This window comes from Pseudomonas taiwanensis DSM 21245, assembly GCF_000425785.1.
Taxonomy (GTDB): Bacteria; Pseudomonadota; Gammaproteobacteria; order Pseudomonadales; family Pseudomonadaceae; genus Aquipseudomonas; species Aquipseudomonas taiwanensis.
Map to the genome: position 1 here is coordinate 78458 of NZ_AUEC01000027.1, position 15720 is coordinate 94177.

Below are 15720 nucleotides of genomic sequence, written 5' to 3' on the forward strand. Positions count from 1 at the left end.
ACCAGAGGAAAGTATAGGAACAGCTATTCAGGCCTTCATGACTAATGGCACTTTGAAAGCAATGATTTCGGCATCGGGCTGATAGCGGAGGGATATAACGACCTCGCGAACGAAAACTTGCGGGACTTACCCATGTGGTAGCGGATCGCTGTGGGGGCGGTCTTGCGTCGCGATAGGGCCGCATCGCGGCCCCCCAGGCTTCCCGCGCAGCGGAGCGCGGCCCGTCTCGACAGCAAGAGGCTCCCACAGAGCCGGCGGATAATCAGCCTGCGACCAGCACTCGAATCGCCTCCAGTCGCAAGGCTGCCTTATCCAGCATTGCCAAGCCTTCTTCACGCTGCTTGCGCAGGGCGTCGATTTCGCTGTCACGCACGCTTGGATTGACGGCCTTGAGCGCGGTCAGACGCGCCAGCTCTTCATCCGCCTCGGCGGCCAGTCGGCGCTGGGCCTCGGCCACGCGCTCGATGTGGGTCGGCATGACCTTGGCTTCGCCACCGCTGATCCGTTTGGCCAGCACGTCGCGCTGGGCCTGGACGAACTTGTTGGCGCTGGCGCGAGGTACGCTTTCGAGTTGGTCGTTGAGGGTTTCGAAGGCGACGCGCGCCGCCAGGTCATTACCGTTGGCGTCCAGCAGGCAGCGCAGTGCAGCGGGTGGCAGGTAGCGGCCCAACTGCAGGCTGCGCGGTGCCACCACTTCGCTCACGAACAGCAATTCCAGCAGCACCGTGCCGGGCTTGAGCGCCTTGTTCTTGATCAGGGCTACGGCGGTGTTGCCCATCGAGCCGGACAGCACCAGGTCCATGCCGCCTTGCACCATCGGATGCTCCCAGGTCAGGAACTGCATGTCTTCGCGCGACAGCGCCTGGGTGCGGTCGTAGGTGATGGTCACGCCTTCGTCGTCTCCGAGCGGGAAGCTGGCATCGAGCATCTTCTCGCTTGGCTTGAGGATCAGCGCGTTCTCGGAGTGGTCTTCGCTGTCGATACCGAAGGCGTCGAACAGGGTTTCCATATAGATAGGCAGGGCGAACTGGTCGTCCTGCTCGAGAATCGCCTCGACCAGCGCCTGGCCTTCGCCAGCACCGCCGGAGTTGAGTTCCAGCAAGCGGTCACGGCCGCTGTGCAGTTCGGCTTCCAGACGCTCGCGCTCGGCGCGGGCTTCGGCCACCAGCCCATCCCATGCCTTGGCGTCGCCACCTTCGAGCATCGGCAGCAGGCGTGGGCCAAACTGGTGTTGCAGGGCGTTGCCGGTTGGGCAGGTGTTGAGGAAGGCGTTGAGGCCCTGGTGGTACCACTGGAACAGACGCTCCTGCGGGCTGTCCTGCAGGTAGGGAATGTGCAGCTCGATGGTGTGTTTCTGACCGATTCGGTCGAGGCGGCCGATCCGCTGTTCGAGCAGGTCCGGGTGGGCCGGCAGGTCGAACATCACCAGGTGATGGGCGAACTGGAAGTTGCGGCCCTCACTGCCGATTTCGGAGCAGATCAGCACCTGGGCGCCGAACTCCTCGTCGGCGAAGTAGGCCGCGGCGCGGTCGCGCTCGAGGATACTCAGGCCTTCATGGAACACCGTGGCTGGAATGCCGGAGCGCACGCGCAGGGCGTCTTCCAGGTCCATGGCAGTCTCGGCGTGGGCGCAAATCACCAGCACCTTGGTGCGTTTGAGCATCTTCAGGGTGTCGATCAGCCAGTCGACCCGTGGGTCGAAACGCCACCAGCGTTCGTCATCGCTGACCTCGCCCTGGGCCTGGAAGGCCACTTCCGGGTAAAGCTCCGCGTGCTCGCCAGCGGGCAAATCGCGGTACTGCTCCGGATTGGCCAGCGGGTAAGGGTGCAATTGGCGCTCGGGAAAGCCCTGGATCGCCGCCCGGGTGTTACGGAACAGCACGCGGCCGGTACCGTGACGGTCCAGCAGCTCACGGATCAGGCGCGCGCTGGCCTCGGTGTCGCCATCGCTCACGGCTGCCAGCAGGGCTTCGCCCTCGGCACCGAGGAAGTTGAGGATGGTGGCGTGGGCCTTGGGTGACAGGCGACCTTCGTCAAGCAGCTCCTGGACAGCCTCGGCAACCGGGCGATAGTGCTCGCTTTCGGCGCGAAAGGCGGCCAGGTCGTGGAAGCGGTTCGGGTCCAGCAGGCGCAGGCGGGCGAAGTGGCTGTCCTGACCGAGCTGTTCAGGCGTCGCGGTGAGCAACAGCACGCCCGGGATCACCTGGGCGAGCTGTTCCACCAGGCCGTATTCGGCGCTGACCTGGTCTTCGTGCCACACCAGGTGGTGCGCTTCGTCGACCACCATCAGGTCCCAGCCGGCAGCGAACAGGGCATCCTGGGCCTTTTCGTCGTCCACCAGCCATTCCAGCGCGACCAGCGCCAGCTGGGCATCTTCGAATGGGTTGCTGGCATCGCTTTCGATGAAGCGTTCGGCATCGAACAGGGCGACTTGCAGGTTGAAGCGCCGACGCATTTCCACCAGCCACTGGTGCTGAAGGTTTTCCGGGACCAGGATCAGCACTCGGCTGGCACGCCCGGACAGCAACTGGCGATGGATCACCAGGCCAGCCTCGATGGTCTTGCCCAGGCCGACTTCGTCGGCCAGCAGAACACGAGGCGCGCTACGGTCTGCCACTTCGCGGGCAATATGCAGCTGGTGGGCGATGGGTTGCGCACGGCAACCGCCCAGGCCCCATAGCGAGGACAGCATCTGCTTGCTGGTGTGCTGCAGGGTGTTGTAGCGCAGGGAGAACCACGACAGTGGGTCGATCTGGCCGGCGAACAGGCGGTCACTGGCCAGACGGAACTGAATGAAGTTCGACAGCTGGGTTTCCGGCAGGGTGCGCGGCTGATTGTTGCCATCCAGGCCGTGGTAGACCATCAGGCCATCGGCATCCTCGACTTCGCGTACGGTCAGCTTCCAACCTTCGAAGTGTGTGATTTGGTCACCGGGCGAGAAGCGCACACGGGTCAGCGGCGCATTGCGCAGGGAATACTGACGTGTGTCGCCAGTGGCCGGGTAGAGCACGGTCAACAGGCGGCCATCCTGCGCCAGGATGGTACCCAGGCCGAGCTCGGCTTCGCTGTCACTGATCCAGCGTTGCCCCGGTTGATACTGCTGCGCCATACTGCCTGAACTCCCGCGTTGAAAAGCCGGCTATGTTAACGGATAGGCCGGTCAGACCAAAGAGTGAAGACCAAGAGTCTAGCTGTTTCATCGACGAACACCGTCCTGCCGACGAGGGTCCGAACCGATATGCCTGTGAAGCACCCCTGGTTGAGCGCCTCAATGGCCATCAGTAGCGTTTTGCTGCTGGCCGCCTGTGAACAGAAGAATTTCGAGACCCTGCCTGCGATCCCGGTCGATCAGCTCGAGGTGCTGGGGGTGCAGACGCCGATCAAGAGCGTCCACTTCCGTGACCGCGATGGCGAGGGCCTGTTGGTACTGAGCCGCGTCGATGGCCAGGCCACCGACCCTGACACCGAGCAGGAAGTGGACAAGGTGCAGCTCAAGGCCACCCTGTATGGGCGTGCCGCAGAGCGCGACGCATTCAAGCCGCGCTGGCAGATCGAACAGGAGACCAGTTGCCCGGGGCTGGACCTGGATGTGGACTTCTACACCGATGTCAGTGACGTCAGCGACTTGAACAAGGACGGTGTCGCCGAGGTCACAGTGGCAAGCCATGCCTTCTGCGGCGGTGGCATCGATCCGCACGATATCTCCATCGAGCTACGTGAGGGGCAGGCAAGCTACACGATTACCGGGCAGTCGCTGATCACGCCCGCGGGCGAGGAGCCGATCGGTGGCGAGCGCGACGACAGTGCATCGCTGAAGAACGCGCCCCAGGTCCTGCGTGAGCACATGGATGCGGTCTGGCAGCAGGTTTACAAGCGCCCCTGGAGCGAAACCAGCCCGCCGGTCGATGACGACCCCGAGGACGACACCGAGTAAGCGTCGTCCTCATCGGCGGCCACTGACCGTGACACACCACAGGTTTATACCCACCAGGATTCAAGGCGGATTCTGGCCGGCCGATACAGTGGCTACAGGAGAACTCCCATGCTGCCGCCGCTCATCCCGCTCAGTGCTGTCCCGGTCACCTCGCAACTGGACCCGGTCAAACCGACGCCCGACATCAAGCCGGTGGTGCCCGCGCAGCCATCCTCCAGCGAAAGCGCCATCGACCTCAAGCAGCACCGTGATCCCGAGGAGCAGGCCGTGCTGTTGCGCGACGAGCAGCGGCGTCAGCAGCGTCGCAAGAAGGGCGATGATGAGCGCTACACTGCGCTGCCTGGTGACGAGGTGAATGCAGACAACACCGTGCCGGTCGCGCCACTGATGGGCGAACAGCCGCGCCAAGGGCTGCTGGTGGACATCGAAGTCTGACCAGGGACTGGTCATGACCGGCTCCTGGCTTCATCATGCAAGACTCTGCTGACCGTCGAGCCCACCCATGAGCCAAGACAACCTCATCGACTTCGATGCTGAACGCGCCAAGCGCATTCACGACCTCAAGGAAAAGCGCCTGAACGAAGTGCGTCAGGCCTTCGAGCAAGCCATGCCGCTGGCTGGCGCGAAGAAAAAGAAGCCCAAGGGCAAGCCCAAGAAGCGCTGAAACTTGACGCAGGTCAACCCTGTACCCGCCTCGCGTGCCCGCTCCAGGGCACCATTGACACCGATCAATTATTCACTCCCCTCGATTAGATACCTTGCACCCATCGGACAACGGCAAACGAATGGGAGGCCGACATGTTCTTCGACAATGTGGTCATCGCTGGCGTGGTAACAGTCGGGTTGATGTTTGCATTCTTTGCCGGTCTAGGACTTTTCATCTGGAAGGATTCGAACAAGCGCAAGCCGCGCTGACCTTCCAGATTCACGTGCACGCAAGGCATTTAGGGCGACTTCGGTCGCCCATTTTTTTGCCCGCGATTTGCTAAATCCAGGCCAGGTATCGCCTGACTTGAATAGATTGATAGCTAGCTAATTAATCGGCTCCGCATTATCCTTCTCCGTGTTGTCTATCTTTTCTGTAACCAGCCCCGCAAGGTCCGATTCGTGCCCATCACTTTCCAGGCCCTGTTCGCTCCCAGCAGCCTCGCCATCAAGTTCGCCATCAAGACCGTGCTCGGCGGTGGTCTGGCGCTCTGGCTGGCCATGCGCTGGGGGTTGGAGCAGCCGTCTTGGGCGTTGATGACCGCGTTCATCGTGGCTCAACCGCTATCGGGGATGGTGGTGCAGAAAGGCCTGGCTCGATTGGCCGGGACCTTGGTCGGTACCATCATGTCGGTGGTGTTCATGGCGTTGTTCGCCCAGACACCCTGGTTGTTCCTGATCACCTTGGCGCTGTGGCTGGCGTTGTGCACAGCGGCCTCGACCCAGCTGCGCAGCGCCTGGGCCTATGCCTTCGTTCTGGCTGGCTACACGGTGGCGATCATTGCCCTGCCGGCAGTCAATCACCCGCTGCAGGTGTTCGACCAGGCCGTGGCCCGCTGCACCGAAATCTGCCTGGGGATCTGCTGCGCTACCGCCACCAGCGCGTTGCTCTGGCCAATGCGGGTCGAGCAGCAACTGAGCGGCCAGGCGCGTCAGGCCTGGCAGACCGGGCTGCAAGCGGCCGCCGCCATGCTCGGCGGGGAGGACGAAGCGCGTAAAGGATTGCTGGAGATTCTTGGACGCATCGTGGCCATCGATTCCCAGCGTGAACACGCCTGGTTCGAAGGTAATCGTGGGCGGCAGCGCGCCAGCGCCATCCGCGGGCTTAGCCAGAAACTGATGGTGCTGTTGCGCATCTCGCGCTCGGTGCGTCGGCAATGGCGCCAGCTCGATGAGCAGGAAGCCGGTCATATCGCGCCCTGGCTGGAGGAGGTGCGGGCGCTGCTGATCCAGCCTGACAAGCCAAGCTTGCTGGTTTTGCGCCAGCGTATCTGGGATGCGGCCCACGATGAACATATCAGCTCGGCAGAACACTATTGTCTGGCGCGCATGACGCTGTTGATCGACGTTGCCATGGCCGCGACCCAGGCGGTGGAGGATGTCGAGGCCGGCAGGGCGCCGAAGGATGCCGCGCCGGGCCTTGCCGTGCACCGTGACCTGCCGCTGGCCCTGCTGTTCGGCGCCCGCAGTGCGTTGGCGTTTCTGGTCATGAGCAGTTTCTGGCTGGCTACCGCCTGGCCGTCGGCGCCAGGCGGCCTGGTGTTGACTTGCGTTGTCTGCAGCCTGTTTGCCAGCCGTGAGAATGGCGCACAGATAGGCCTGAGCTTCCTGCGTGGGATCTTGCTGGCGTTTCCGGTGGCATTTCTGGTCGGAGAAATTCTCCTGCCCCAATGGAGCAGCTTCGCCATGCTTTGCCTGGGCATGGGCGTGCCGTTGTTCTTCGGCGCTCTGTGCATGGCCAACCCTCGCACGGCGGGTACGGCCACGTCCTATTGCCTGCACTTCATCGTCTTGGTGTCGCCGCTCAATACCATGAAATTCGATGTGGCGAACATGCTCAACAGCGCGCAGGCCATGTTGATCGGGGTCGGAGCGGCCGTGCTGGCGTTCCGTCTGGTGGTGTTGCGCCACCCAGCCTGGCTTGGCCGACGCCTGCGGGCCGCTACCCAGAGCGACCTGGTGCGCCTGACCCGACGTGATTTGCGGGGTGCCGACAGCTGGTTCGGCGGACGGATGGCCGACCGCCTGATGAAGCTTGCCCATCACGCCAGCGAACTCCCCGAGGCTGAGCGCAAACGATGGGACGATGGCCTGCATGGCCTGGATATCGGTGATGAACTCGTTCACCTGCGCATGTGCCTGGCGGTGGCGAACGTGCCGATTGGCAGCTTCGAGCGCGAATACCTGCAGCAAGTGGAGCACGTGTTGGCCAATGGGCCGGCAGCCGGGCGTGGGGAGCAGCTGGATGCTGCCAGCGAGCGCTTCATCGAGGTCTTGCGTCGTCAGCCACCCAGCGATCCGCTGCGATTGGCCGAAGGTGCGGTGCTGCAATTGCAGAAAAGCTGGCGTAAATGGTGTCGCTGGCAGGAGGAAGCCCATGGGTTTGCGTGAGTGGGCGGTGGGCGGCGTGCTGCTCAGCCCTTTTCTGATCTACGTCTTGATGGCATTGGTGGTGACTGGCGTATTGCGTCTGGTGGTCCAGGCCACGCCCCTGGGGCGCTGGATCTGGCACGAAGCGTTGTTCGACGCGGCGTTGTTCGTCTGCGTGCTGTACCTGGTGGTGCGTTCGTTGGGACCTTTGTAAGGAGTTGAGTCGATGCGTACAGTCGTACGTACCTTGGTGACCCTCTGCGTGGTGGCACTTGCCGTGCTCGCAGGTTTCAAGCTTTGGCAGTACTACATGCTCACCCCCTGGACCCGTGACGCGCGTGTGCGTGCGGATGTGGTGGTGATCGCCCCCGACGTCTCCGGTTGGGTCCGCGGGCTGAACGTTCATGACAACCAGCAGGTCAAGGCCGGTGATTTGCTCATGAGCATCGACCGCGAGCGCTTCGAGGCTGCGGTGGAGCAAGCCAGCGCCGTGGCCGAGACCCGTCGTCAACAGGTTCGCCTGCGTGAGCGCGAAGCGGCGCGGCGCACGGCGCTGGGGCCGGACGCGATCAGCGCGGAGCTACGCGAGAATGCCCAGATCAACGCCGCCATCGCGCGTGGCGAGTTGCGCGAGGCAGAAGCCCAGTTGCAGGTCGCCAAGATCAACCTGGCCCGCAGCGAGGTGCGGGCGCCTCGAAGTGGGCATATCACCAACCTGCGCCTGGCCGAAGGCAACTATGTGAATACTGGGCAAGCGGTGATGGCCCTGGTCGACGATTCGACGTTCTACATCCAGGCCTATTTCGAGGAGACCAAGCTGCCAAGCATCCGCGAGGGCGATACCGTGAAGGTCTGGCTGATGGGCGCGGGCGAGGCGATGCAGGGGCATGTACAAAGCATCGGCCGGGGGATTACCGACAGCAACAGCAACCCGGACAGCCAGCTGTTGCCGGAGGTAGAGCCGACGTTCAACTGGGTGCGGCTGGCCCAGCGGATTCCCGTGCGTATCCGACTCGACGAGATTCCCGAGGGCGTGCACCTGAGTGCAGGGATGACTGCCAGCGTGCAAGTGCACGACGACCCGCAACCGTGAGGGCCGCAAAGCGGCCCCGGCAGACCTTCAGAGGAACATACCGCCCGAGACCTCCAGCCGTTGCCCGGTGATCCAGCCATTGCCCTCCGCGAGCAGCAGGGCAATCGCCGCGCCGATGTCGTCGGGCAAGCCGACTCGTCCCAGCGCTGTATTGCTGGCAATGAAGTCATTGACCTGGCGGTTGTCGCGCACCACACCGCCGCCAAAATCGGTCTCGATCGCGCCGGGGGCAAGGATGTTGACCCGGATACCCCGCGCGCCTAGTTCCTTGGCCTGATACCGCGTCAACACCTCCATCGCACCTTTCATCGCGGCATAGGCGGCGTAGCCTGGCAGTACGAAGCGCGCCAAGCCGGATGAAATGTTGACGATGCGGCCACCGTCGGCCAGCACAGGCAGCAGCTGCTGGGTGAGGAAGAACGGTCCCTTGAGCTGGATGTTCAGCAACTGGTCGAACTGTGCTTCGGTGGTTTGCGCGAACGGCACGTTCAGGCCGATTCCGGCGTTGTTCACCAGAAAATCCAACTTCTCGCGCGCGAATCGCTCCCGCAGTGTGGTGCTCAGGCGTTCGGCGAAGGCCTTGAAACTGCTGCTGTCGCTGACGTCGAGTTGCAGCATGGCAGCCTTGACTCCTGTCTGCTCCAGGGCGCTGGCCACTGCTTGGGCGTCGTCCACCTTGCTGTGGTAGGTGCCGATGATATCGATGCCACGTGCGGCCAGATGTTCGGCTGTGTTCCTGCCCAAGCCGCGGCTGGCACCTGTGATCAGGGCAATCTTGCGGGTCATGTCGATTTCCTCATGGGATGGCGATGAGGAAAGGTTATTGGTCGTCCTTGTGCTGTTAAATCCCGCGAAACCGGAAATACTGTTCGGCATGTCCGAATAATCAGAGGGTCCGTATGAACAAGCTGGCGTTACTGCGCACTTTCGTCCGGGTGACCGAGGTCAACAGTTTTACGCTGGCCGCCGAAAGTCTGGGTCTGCCGCGCTCGACGGTTTCCGAGCAGATCAGGGCCCTTGAGCGGTTGCTCGGCACCCGGCTGTTCAACCGCACAACCCGACGGATGCAGGCCACGCAGGATGGTGCGCTGCTTTATGCGCGCAGCAAGGACTTGCTGTCGGGCATGGATGAGATCGAGAGCCTGTTCCGTGCCGATGACGCCGAGTTGGCTGGGCGCCTGCGCGTCGATTTGCCGACCATGATGGCCAGACGGGTGATCATTCCGGCATTGCCGGCGTTTCTGGCGCGTTTTCCGCGGCTGGAGGTGGAAATCAGCTGCACCGACCGGCAAGTCGATTTGCTGCGAGAGGGGTTCGATTGCGTGATGCGTATCGGCGCCTTGAGCGACCTGGATGTGGTGGCGCGGGCGATCGGCCAACTGAGCATGTGCAATTGCGCGAGCCCTGACTACTTGGCCCGCCACGGCGTGCCGAGCCGCCTCGAAGACTTGGCCGGACATCAGTTGGTGCATTATGTCCGAAACCTCGGTGCGCGCAGTCCAGGGTTTGAGTACGAGCGGGACGGCGAACAGCATTACCAAGCCATGGCCGGCGTGGTCACGGTCAACAATGCTGAAGCCTATTCGGCCGCCTGCCTGGCCGGCCTGGGGTTGATCCAGGTCCCCGCGGTTGGGGTTTCCGAGCATCTGGCGCAGGGCAATCTGGTGGCAGTGCTTCACCCTTGGCAGGCACGCGCCATGCCGGTGTCACTGTTGTACGCCCGGCAACAACATGTACCGCGTCGGGTCCAGGCGTTCATGAACTGGCTGACGGTGCTGTTGGCGTCGCAGGTCGACCCTTCGCGAAACTGAAATTTCTTGGCAAATGCCTGGCCAGTTACGCTAGGCTGGCCGCTGCGCGTTGCCCGTCAGAGGCAACCGTTCCCCGCCAGGCGTGCGTTACTTCCCATTATTTTGCGAGGTTACGACATGGCCATTTCCTCCCAGGACATCTGCAACGCCGCCGACCAGCTCAAAGGGTTCGTGGGTTTCCACGGCAAGCGCGGGGTTCATATCGTGCGTTTTTCCGAAGACTCGTTTGGCATGGATGTGGCCGACGACAGCATCACGCCATGCAGCGAATTCGTCTGGCGGCCCGAGCCGGGACAGCGCATGGCGTTGTGCCGGACGCGGCTTGCCCTGTTGCTCGCGCAACACGTGGATGACCGCTTGAATATCGGCGAGCCATTGCGCATTTACCTGCGGCGTAGCGACCTGCCGGAAATCCTGGCCGAGCGCCGTTTGCGCTAACACGCTCAGGAGGCATCGAGCGAGCGGCCGGGCGCTTGCTGCAGCAACGCCTCGAACCCTGCCTTGTCCAGCGGCCGGCTGAGGAAAAAGCCTTGCACCTCGTGGCAGCGGTCGTTTTCCAGGGCCTTGAGCTGTTGGGCGGTTTCAACGCCCTCGGCAGTGACTGTCAGCCCCATGGCTTGCCCCAGGTTGATGATTGCCTGGACCACCGCACGATCGCTGGCGCTGGGGTTGTTCAGGCCTGCGATGAAGCGCTTGTCGATCTTGATGCTGTCGAATGGATAGGTGCGCAGGTAACCCAACGAGGAGTAACCGGTTCCAAAGTCGTCCATGTTCAGGCGCACGCCCAGTTCCTTGAGCGCCTGCAGGGTGGCCAGGGCGCCCTCGATATCATTGAGCATCACGTTTTCGGTGATCTCCAGCTCCAGGCGCTGAGCCGGGAAGCCAGTCTCCAGCAGGATCTGGCGCACATCGGCCACCACATTGCTGCGCAAGAACTGTGCGGGCGACAGGTTGACGGAGATCAGCAGGTTGTCCGGCCAGCTGTAGGCGGTATTGCAGGCCTCGCGCAGTACCCACCGGCCAAGGGCGTTTATCAGGTCGCTTTGTTCGGCCAACGGGATGAAGGTATCGGGACCCAGCAGCCCCTCCTGAGGATGCTGCCAGCGCACCAGCGCTTCGACCGAGACGATGCGCAGGTCGTCGAGGTTGTAGCGTGGTTGGTAGTACAGCAGCAGCTCGTCGTTGCGCAGGGCTCGACGCAGATCGTTTTCGAGCTGGCGACGGTACTGGATCTGCTGGTTCATTTCCGGGGCGAAATAGCGCCAGGTGCTCTTGCCTTCTGCCTTGGCCTGATACAGCGCAATATCCGCACAGCGGATCAGTTCACCGGCATCACAGCCTTGCGTGCGGGTCTGGGCGATGCCCATGCTGACGCCGATATGCACGGGCTGTTCTTCGAACAGGATCGGCTGCTTGAGCAGTTCGACCAGGCGCGCGCATAGCCGGTCGACTTCATTGCGGTTGTCGATGCCATCCAGCACCACGACGAACTCGTCGCCGCCCAGTCGGGCCACCAGGTCCACATCACGAGTGGTATCACGCAGGCGGGTGGCCACCTCTTGCAGCACCGCGTCACCCGCCGCGTGGCCGAGGGAATCATTGATCGGCTTGAAATTGTCCAGGTCCAGCAACAGCAAGGTCAGCGAACAGGCATCGCCTCCTTGCAGCAACGCCTGTTCAAGGTGCCGGGACAGCTTGTTGCGATTGGCCAGCCCGGTCAGCGGGTCGTGCAAGGACAAATGCTGGATGCGCGCATGGGCCGCGACCTCGTCGGTGATGTCGCTGGCGGTACCGCGAAATCCGAAGGGTTTGCCATCGTAGATGATCGCCCTTGCCGAGATCCGGCAGTAGCGGTTCTGTCCGGTACTGTCGCGGTAGGCACAGCGCAGGTTGGCCAGTTGCTGTGGGTCGGCCTCGGCCTGGGCATCGAGCCAGGTCGACAGGGGCGTGGTATCGCAGGCCAGCAGCAGGTTGATAGGTTGCCCCAGCCAGCTGTCGACCGGGTAGCCTGTGACGCTGACGAAGCGCTGGGACAGATACGTCAGGCGCTGCTGGCGGTCGGTTTCCCAGATCCAGTCGGAAGCGGCTTCGGCCACGGCCCTGAAACGCTGTTCGCTGGCCTCGAGGGCGCGATTGCTCTGTTGCAGGCGCTCAAGACTCAGGTCGATGGCGCGGGCGCTGCGCAGGGCATGGCGGAACAGATACAGCATTACCAGGCTCAATACCAGTAGCGCGCACAGCAGCGGGGGCAGTACCGCCCAGAGCAATTGGCGCCCTGGCGATGGGCTGTCCCAGGCCAGGTGGTAACCGGTTTCACCCAGGGCAATACGCTGGGTCGTCCGTGAGCCGGGTGTGTCTCTTTCGATGTGCATGTTCGCAAGGCCTGCGCCAGCGCCGAGCCGGGCCAGCTTGTCTTCGGTCAACTGGTCGACGAACAGCATGACCGGCGCTTCCCGCACTTCGCTGTCCTGCACGTCCCTGTCCGGACGCACCGCAGCGGCGCTCAACACGGCGGGCCAGCCGTTGAACAGCACGAAGCGGGTGACTTGCTCCCGTGCACTGGCAGCACGGCGGGCTTGGGCGACGATGTCGGCCAGCGGCGCGTCGATGTAACTACTGGCCGCAGCTTCGGTGGGCTTGCCCTTGAACAGGGCGTAGCCGGTGCGCTGGTCATCGACCACGAACACCCCTTCGTAACCACTGGCGCTGTAAAGCGACTCGCCGACGTTTTTCTCCTCATACGCCCACTGCCAGTCCACTACCTTGGCCAGGTGCTCGTAGGCGGCGTCCCAAACCGCGTAGCTGGAGAGAAATTGTCGCGATGCCTGCAAGCGCTGCTCCAAGGCCTGTGTGGCATGGAAAGTACTGCTTTGCTGCTCCTGTCGATCGAGGGTGGCGGCGATGTTGAACAGTGCCCCAAGGGTCACCAGGCACGCGAGGCCGAATACTGCGCAGAAGCCGGCGACCAGACGGCCCATCGGTAGGGACGGGGAGGGGGTGTCGAGAGGAAGGGTGGCGGTCCTGGCCATGGGCGAACGACTCCTTCGTGAACTCCGAGCTCCCGCAGGTCAACCCCTCGGAAGGTTCACTCAGGATAGGCCAGCTTGAGTGTCGTGGCCTTGTGGAGAGCGAAATTGACCGATGACAGCGTTCATCGCATCGATCGCACCGACATGAGTGAACAGCGCTTGATCGCGGAAAAATGCCCTTAAAAGCCATTTCACGGTTGATGCGAGCGCTGTGGGGTAACATGAAGGCTTTCCTCATGCTTGGAGTCCTGCAGCTCATGGTCCAGATGGCTACCCCTGCCAGCGAGCTGGCGCCACGGCGCGACGGGCGCTTTCACAACCAGGTGCTTCTGCCACAGGACGGCATGTTGAAGAAACTGCGTATTGGCCTGAAGTACCTGTTCATCCGCAAACCGCCTGAAACCCGACCCGCAGCGGCCATCAGTCTCCAGGCGATGACCCGGCAGCAGGTGCTCGATGCGCCAGATCACAGCCTCTGGCGGTTGGGCCACTCCACGGTGTTGATCAAGTTGCGTGGACGGTTTTTCATGACCGACCCCGTATTCGCCGAGCGTGCCTCGCCGGTGCAATGGGCCGGCCCGCTGCGCTTCCATGCGCCACCGATGGGGCTGGACGACTTGCCGCGGCTGGCAGCGGTGGTGCTGTCCCATGACCATTACGACCACCTCGACGAGCAGGCCATTCGCCGCCTCGCCCCCAAAACCGAACGTTTTCTAGCGCCGCTGGGGGTGGGAGACCTGCTGATTGGATGGGGTGTGCCGGCGCACAAGGTCGCCCAATTGGACTGGTGGCAGGAGACCGAAGTCGATGGCGTACGTTTCGTGGCTACACCCGCCCAGCATTTCTCCGGGCGCGGGTTGTTCGACAGCAATCGCACCTTATGGGCGTCCTGGGTGGTGATCGACGAACAGATGAAGCTGTTCTTCAGTGGCGACACCGGCTATTTCGACGGTTTTCGCCAGATCGGCGAGCGCTTTGGTCCCTTCGATCTGACCCTGATAGAGACCGGTGCCTATAACGTAGCCTGGCCGAACGTGCACATGCAGCCCGAGCAAAGTCTGCAGGCCCACCTCGACCTGCGTGGGCGCTGGCTGCTGCCGATTCACAATGGCACGTTCGACCTGTCCATTCATGGGTGGCAGGAGCCCTTCGAACGAATACTCGAATTGACCTCCGCCGCGCAGGTTCGCCTGTGCACCCCGCAGATGGGCGAGCGTGTCAGTATCGACTCGCCTCACGAGGGGCAGAACTGGTGGCAGCCACGGCCCGTGCCAGAGCAGGGCAGCGTGCCTGAACGTGCCGTGGCCAGCCGCTGAGGGCTATTGGCCATCCGGTCCACGGAAAGATCGTTTCTCGTCCTTCAATAGCTGCGACGGGGGCTTGCCGCTGTCGCTGCGTACCTGGGCATGGCTGATCAAGGCAAATATGAAACTGCCCCCGATGATGTTGCCGGCCAGTGTCGGCAGCGCGAATGCCAGCCAGAAATTCTGCCAGGTCTGCTCCCCGGCCCAGACCAGGTAGGAGACCTCCACAGACCCCACGACGATATGGGTAAAGTCGCCCAGCGCCATCAGATACGTGATCATCAGGATGATCCAGATCTTGGCATGTTCCATCGACGGGATCATCCACACCATGGTGGCGATCATCCAGCCAGAGACGATGCCTTTGGCGAACATCTGGCTGATGTCGTTCTTCATGACCTTGCGCCCCACTTCCAGGAAGGCGACGTCGGTCTTGGTGTCGAAAATCGGCAGTTCGAGCATGACCCAGGCGACCAACAGCGTACCGGCCAGGTTGCCCAGCAGCACGACGCCCCACAGGCGCAGCAGTCGCCCGAAATTGGCCAGGGTCGGAGTGGTCATCACGGGCAATACGGCGGTGAGGGTGTTTTCGGTGAACAACTGCTGGCGCGCCAGGATGACCGCCAGAAAGCCTGCGCTGTAGCCGATGCTGGCGACCACCTGGGCGCTCTCGCCCTCGGGCAGCCGGGCATAGAACAGACCCATGGCCATGAGTGACAGGCCCATGCTCAGCCCGGCAGCCAGCGCGGACCACCACAAGGCGGCCAATGTACGTTCCAGCTCCTGGTCACCCTGAAAGCGGATGATCTCGTGCAAGACCGCCGCCCTGGGCGGTTGATTCTGGCTGACCTCCTGCTCTTCGTCCGCTGACAGGCCGGGGGTCTTGTCGTTCTGTTCCTCGCGCATGGCCGTTTCGCTCCATAGGGTGTTCCTCTACAGATCCAGCACGCCTTCATTAGTTGCGCAGGAGGCGAGGAACGGCAGGGGAAAGTTTTTTCAGATCAAGGTGTTGACTCTGATTTCAAACCGCGTATTATTCGCCACCTCGCAGCGACAAACGCAGCGAGGCAAGCGGTAAGTTGTTGAAGTTGAACGCTTTTGCAAGAAAGCAGCTTCGCAAAAACTTCAAAATAAACGCTTGACAGCAAATGAGGAAAGCGTAGAATGCGCGCCTCGGTTGAGACGAAACGCTCTTAGCCAAACGCTCTTTAACAAATCGAATCAAGCAATTCGTGTGGGTGCTTGTGAGTACGGACTGATAGTCACAAAGATTATCAGCATCACAAGTGGCCATGCGAGAAATCACATAGTCATTTGAGATTGCTGAGCCAAGTTTAGGGTTTCTTAAAAACCCAAGCAGTATTGAACTGAAGAGTTTGATCATGGCTCAGATTGAACGCTGGCGGCAGGCCTAACACATGCAAGTCGAGCGGATGACGGGAGCTTGCTCCTTGATTCAGCGGCGGACGGGTGA

Annotated in this window: 14 protein-coding genes and 1 rRNA gene; 11 read left to right on the forward strand and 4 right to left on the reverse strand. The window is 62.3% G+C overall.

Annotated elements, in window-relative coordinates:
• Window positions 1–262 precede the first annotated feature (262 nt).
• Entirely contained in the window at window positions 263–3109 is a 2847-nt protein-coding gene (gene rapA / locus H620_RS0113350; RefSeq protein ID WP_023379087.1) for an RNA polymerase-associated protein RapA, read from the reverse strand.
• Window positions 3110–3238: 129 nt separating this feature from the next.
• On the opposite strand from rapA, the gene H620_RS0113355 reads away from it, so the two are divergent.
• The 7 genes from H620_RS0113355 (at window position 3239) to H620_RS0113385 (ending at window position 8102) form a co-directional block, all read left to right on the forward strand.
• Window positions 3239–3934 carry a M949_RS01915 family surface polysaccharide biosynthesis protein gene (locus H620_RS0113355; RefSeq protein WP_023379088.1) on the forward strand — a complete coding sequence of 232 codons (696 nt, stop codon included), beginning with the start codon at window positions 3239–3241 and terminating at the stop codon, window positions 3932–3934.
• Window positions 3935–4042: 108 nt separating this feature from the next.
• Window positions 4043–4369, forward strand: coding sequence for a hypothetical protein (locus tag H620_RS0113360; RefSeq protein ID WP_023379089.1), 327 nt, complete (start codon window positions 4043–4045; stop codon window positions 4367–4369).
• Between the two features lie 67 nt (window positions 4370–4436).
• Complete coding sequence (locus H620_RS27195; protein WP_023379090.1) at window positions 4437–4598, forward strand: hypothetical protein; 162 nt, start codon at window positions 4437–4439, stop codon at window positions 4596–4598.
• A gap of 134 nt (window positions 4599–4732) precedes the next feature.
• Window positions 4733–4849: a cytochrome c oxidase subunit CcoM gene (gene ccoM / locus H620_RS27595; protein ID WP_023379091.1), complete on the forward strand. Its 117-nt coding sequence runs from the start codon at window positions 4733–4735 to the stop codon at window positions 4847–4849.
• Between the two features lie 192 nt (window positions 4850–5041).
• Window positions 5042–7030 (forward strand): FUSC family protein, encoded by a 1989-nt coding sequence (locus tag H620_RS0113375; protein ID WP_027907489.1) that lies wholly within the window; start codon window positions 5042–5044, stop codon window positions 7028–7030.
• Complete coding sequence (locus H620_RS0113380) at window positions 7017–7223, forward strand: DUF1656 domain-containing protein (RefSeq protein WP_023379093.1); 207 nt, start codon at window positions 7017–7019, stop codon at window positions 7221–7223. The genes H620_RS0113375 and H620_RS0113380 overlap by 14 nt, the downstream gene beginning before the upstream one ends.
• Window positions 7224–7235: 12 nt before the next feature.
• Complete coding sequence (locus tag H620_RS0113385; RefSeq protein ID WP_023379094.1) at window positions 7236–8102, forward strand: efflux RND transporter periplasmic adaptor subunit; 867 nt, start codon at window positions 7236–7238, stop codon at window positions 8100–8102.
• 27 nt (window positions 8103–8129) lie between these two features.
• On the opposite strand, the gene H620_RS0113390 is transcribed toward H620_RS0113385, so the two are convergent.
• The gene (locus H620_RS0113390; protein WP_023379095.1) at window positions 8130–8888 is read right to left on the reverse strand and encodes an SDR family NAD(P)-dependent oxidoreductase; all 759 of its coding nucleotides are present in this window, start codon (window positions 8886–8888) and stop codon (window positions 8130–8132) included.
• Window positions 8889–9001: 113 nt separating this feature from the next.
• On the opposite strand from H620_RS0113390, the gene H620_RS0113395 reads away from it, so the two are divergent.
• A complete protein-coding gene (locus tag H620_RS0113395; RefSeq protein ID WP_027907490.1) occupies window positions 9002–9913 on the forward strand; it encodes a LysR family transcriptional regulator in 912 nt (303 codons plus the stop codon).
• A 117-nt stretch (window positions 9914–10030) separates the two neighbouring features.
• Complete coding sequence (locus H620_RS0113400; protein ID WP_023379097.1) at window positions 10031–10351, forward strand: DUF2025 family protein; 321 nt, start codon at window positions 10031–10033, stop codon at window positions 10349–10351.
• A gap of 5 nt (window positions 10352–10356) precedes the next feature.
• On the opposite strand, the gene H620_RS0113405 is transcribed toward H620_RS0113400, so the two are convergent.
• On the reverse strand, window positions 10357–12942 hold the full coding sequence (locus tag H620_RS0113405; protein WP_023379098.1) for a bifunctional diguanylate cyclase/phosphodiesterase: 2586 nt from the start codon (window positions 12940–12942) through the stop codon (window positions 10357–10359).
• A gap of 221 nt (window positions 12943–13163) precedes the next feature.
• On the opposite strand from H620_RS0113405, the gene H620_RS0113410 reads away from it, so the two are divergent.
• On the forward strand, window positions 13164–14258 hold the full coding sequence (locus tag H620_RS0113410; protein WP_027907491.1) for an MBL fold metallo-hydrolase: 1095 nt from the start codon (window positions 13164–13166) through the stop codon (window positions 14256–14258).
• 3 nt (window positions 14259–14261) lie between these two features.
• On the opposite strand, the gene H620_RS0113415 is transcribed toward H620_RS0113410, so the two are convergent.
• Window positions 14262–15152 (reverse strand): formate/nitrite transporter family protein, encoded by an 891-nt coding sequence (locus tag H620_RS0113415; RefSeq protein WP_027907492.1) that lies wholly within the window; start codon window positions 15150–15152, stop codon window positions 14262–14264.
• 458 nt (window positions 15153–15610) lie between these two features.
• Here H620_RS0113415 and H620_RS0113420 point away from each other — a divergent pair.
• Window positions 15611–15720 (forward strand): 16S ribosomal RNA (locus tag H620_RS0113420); the annotation flags it as partial.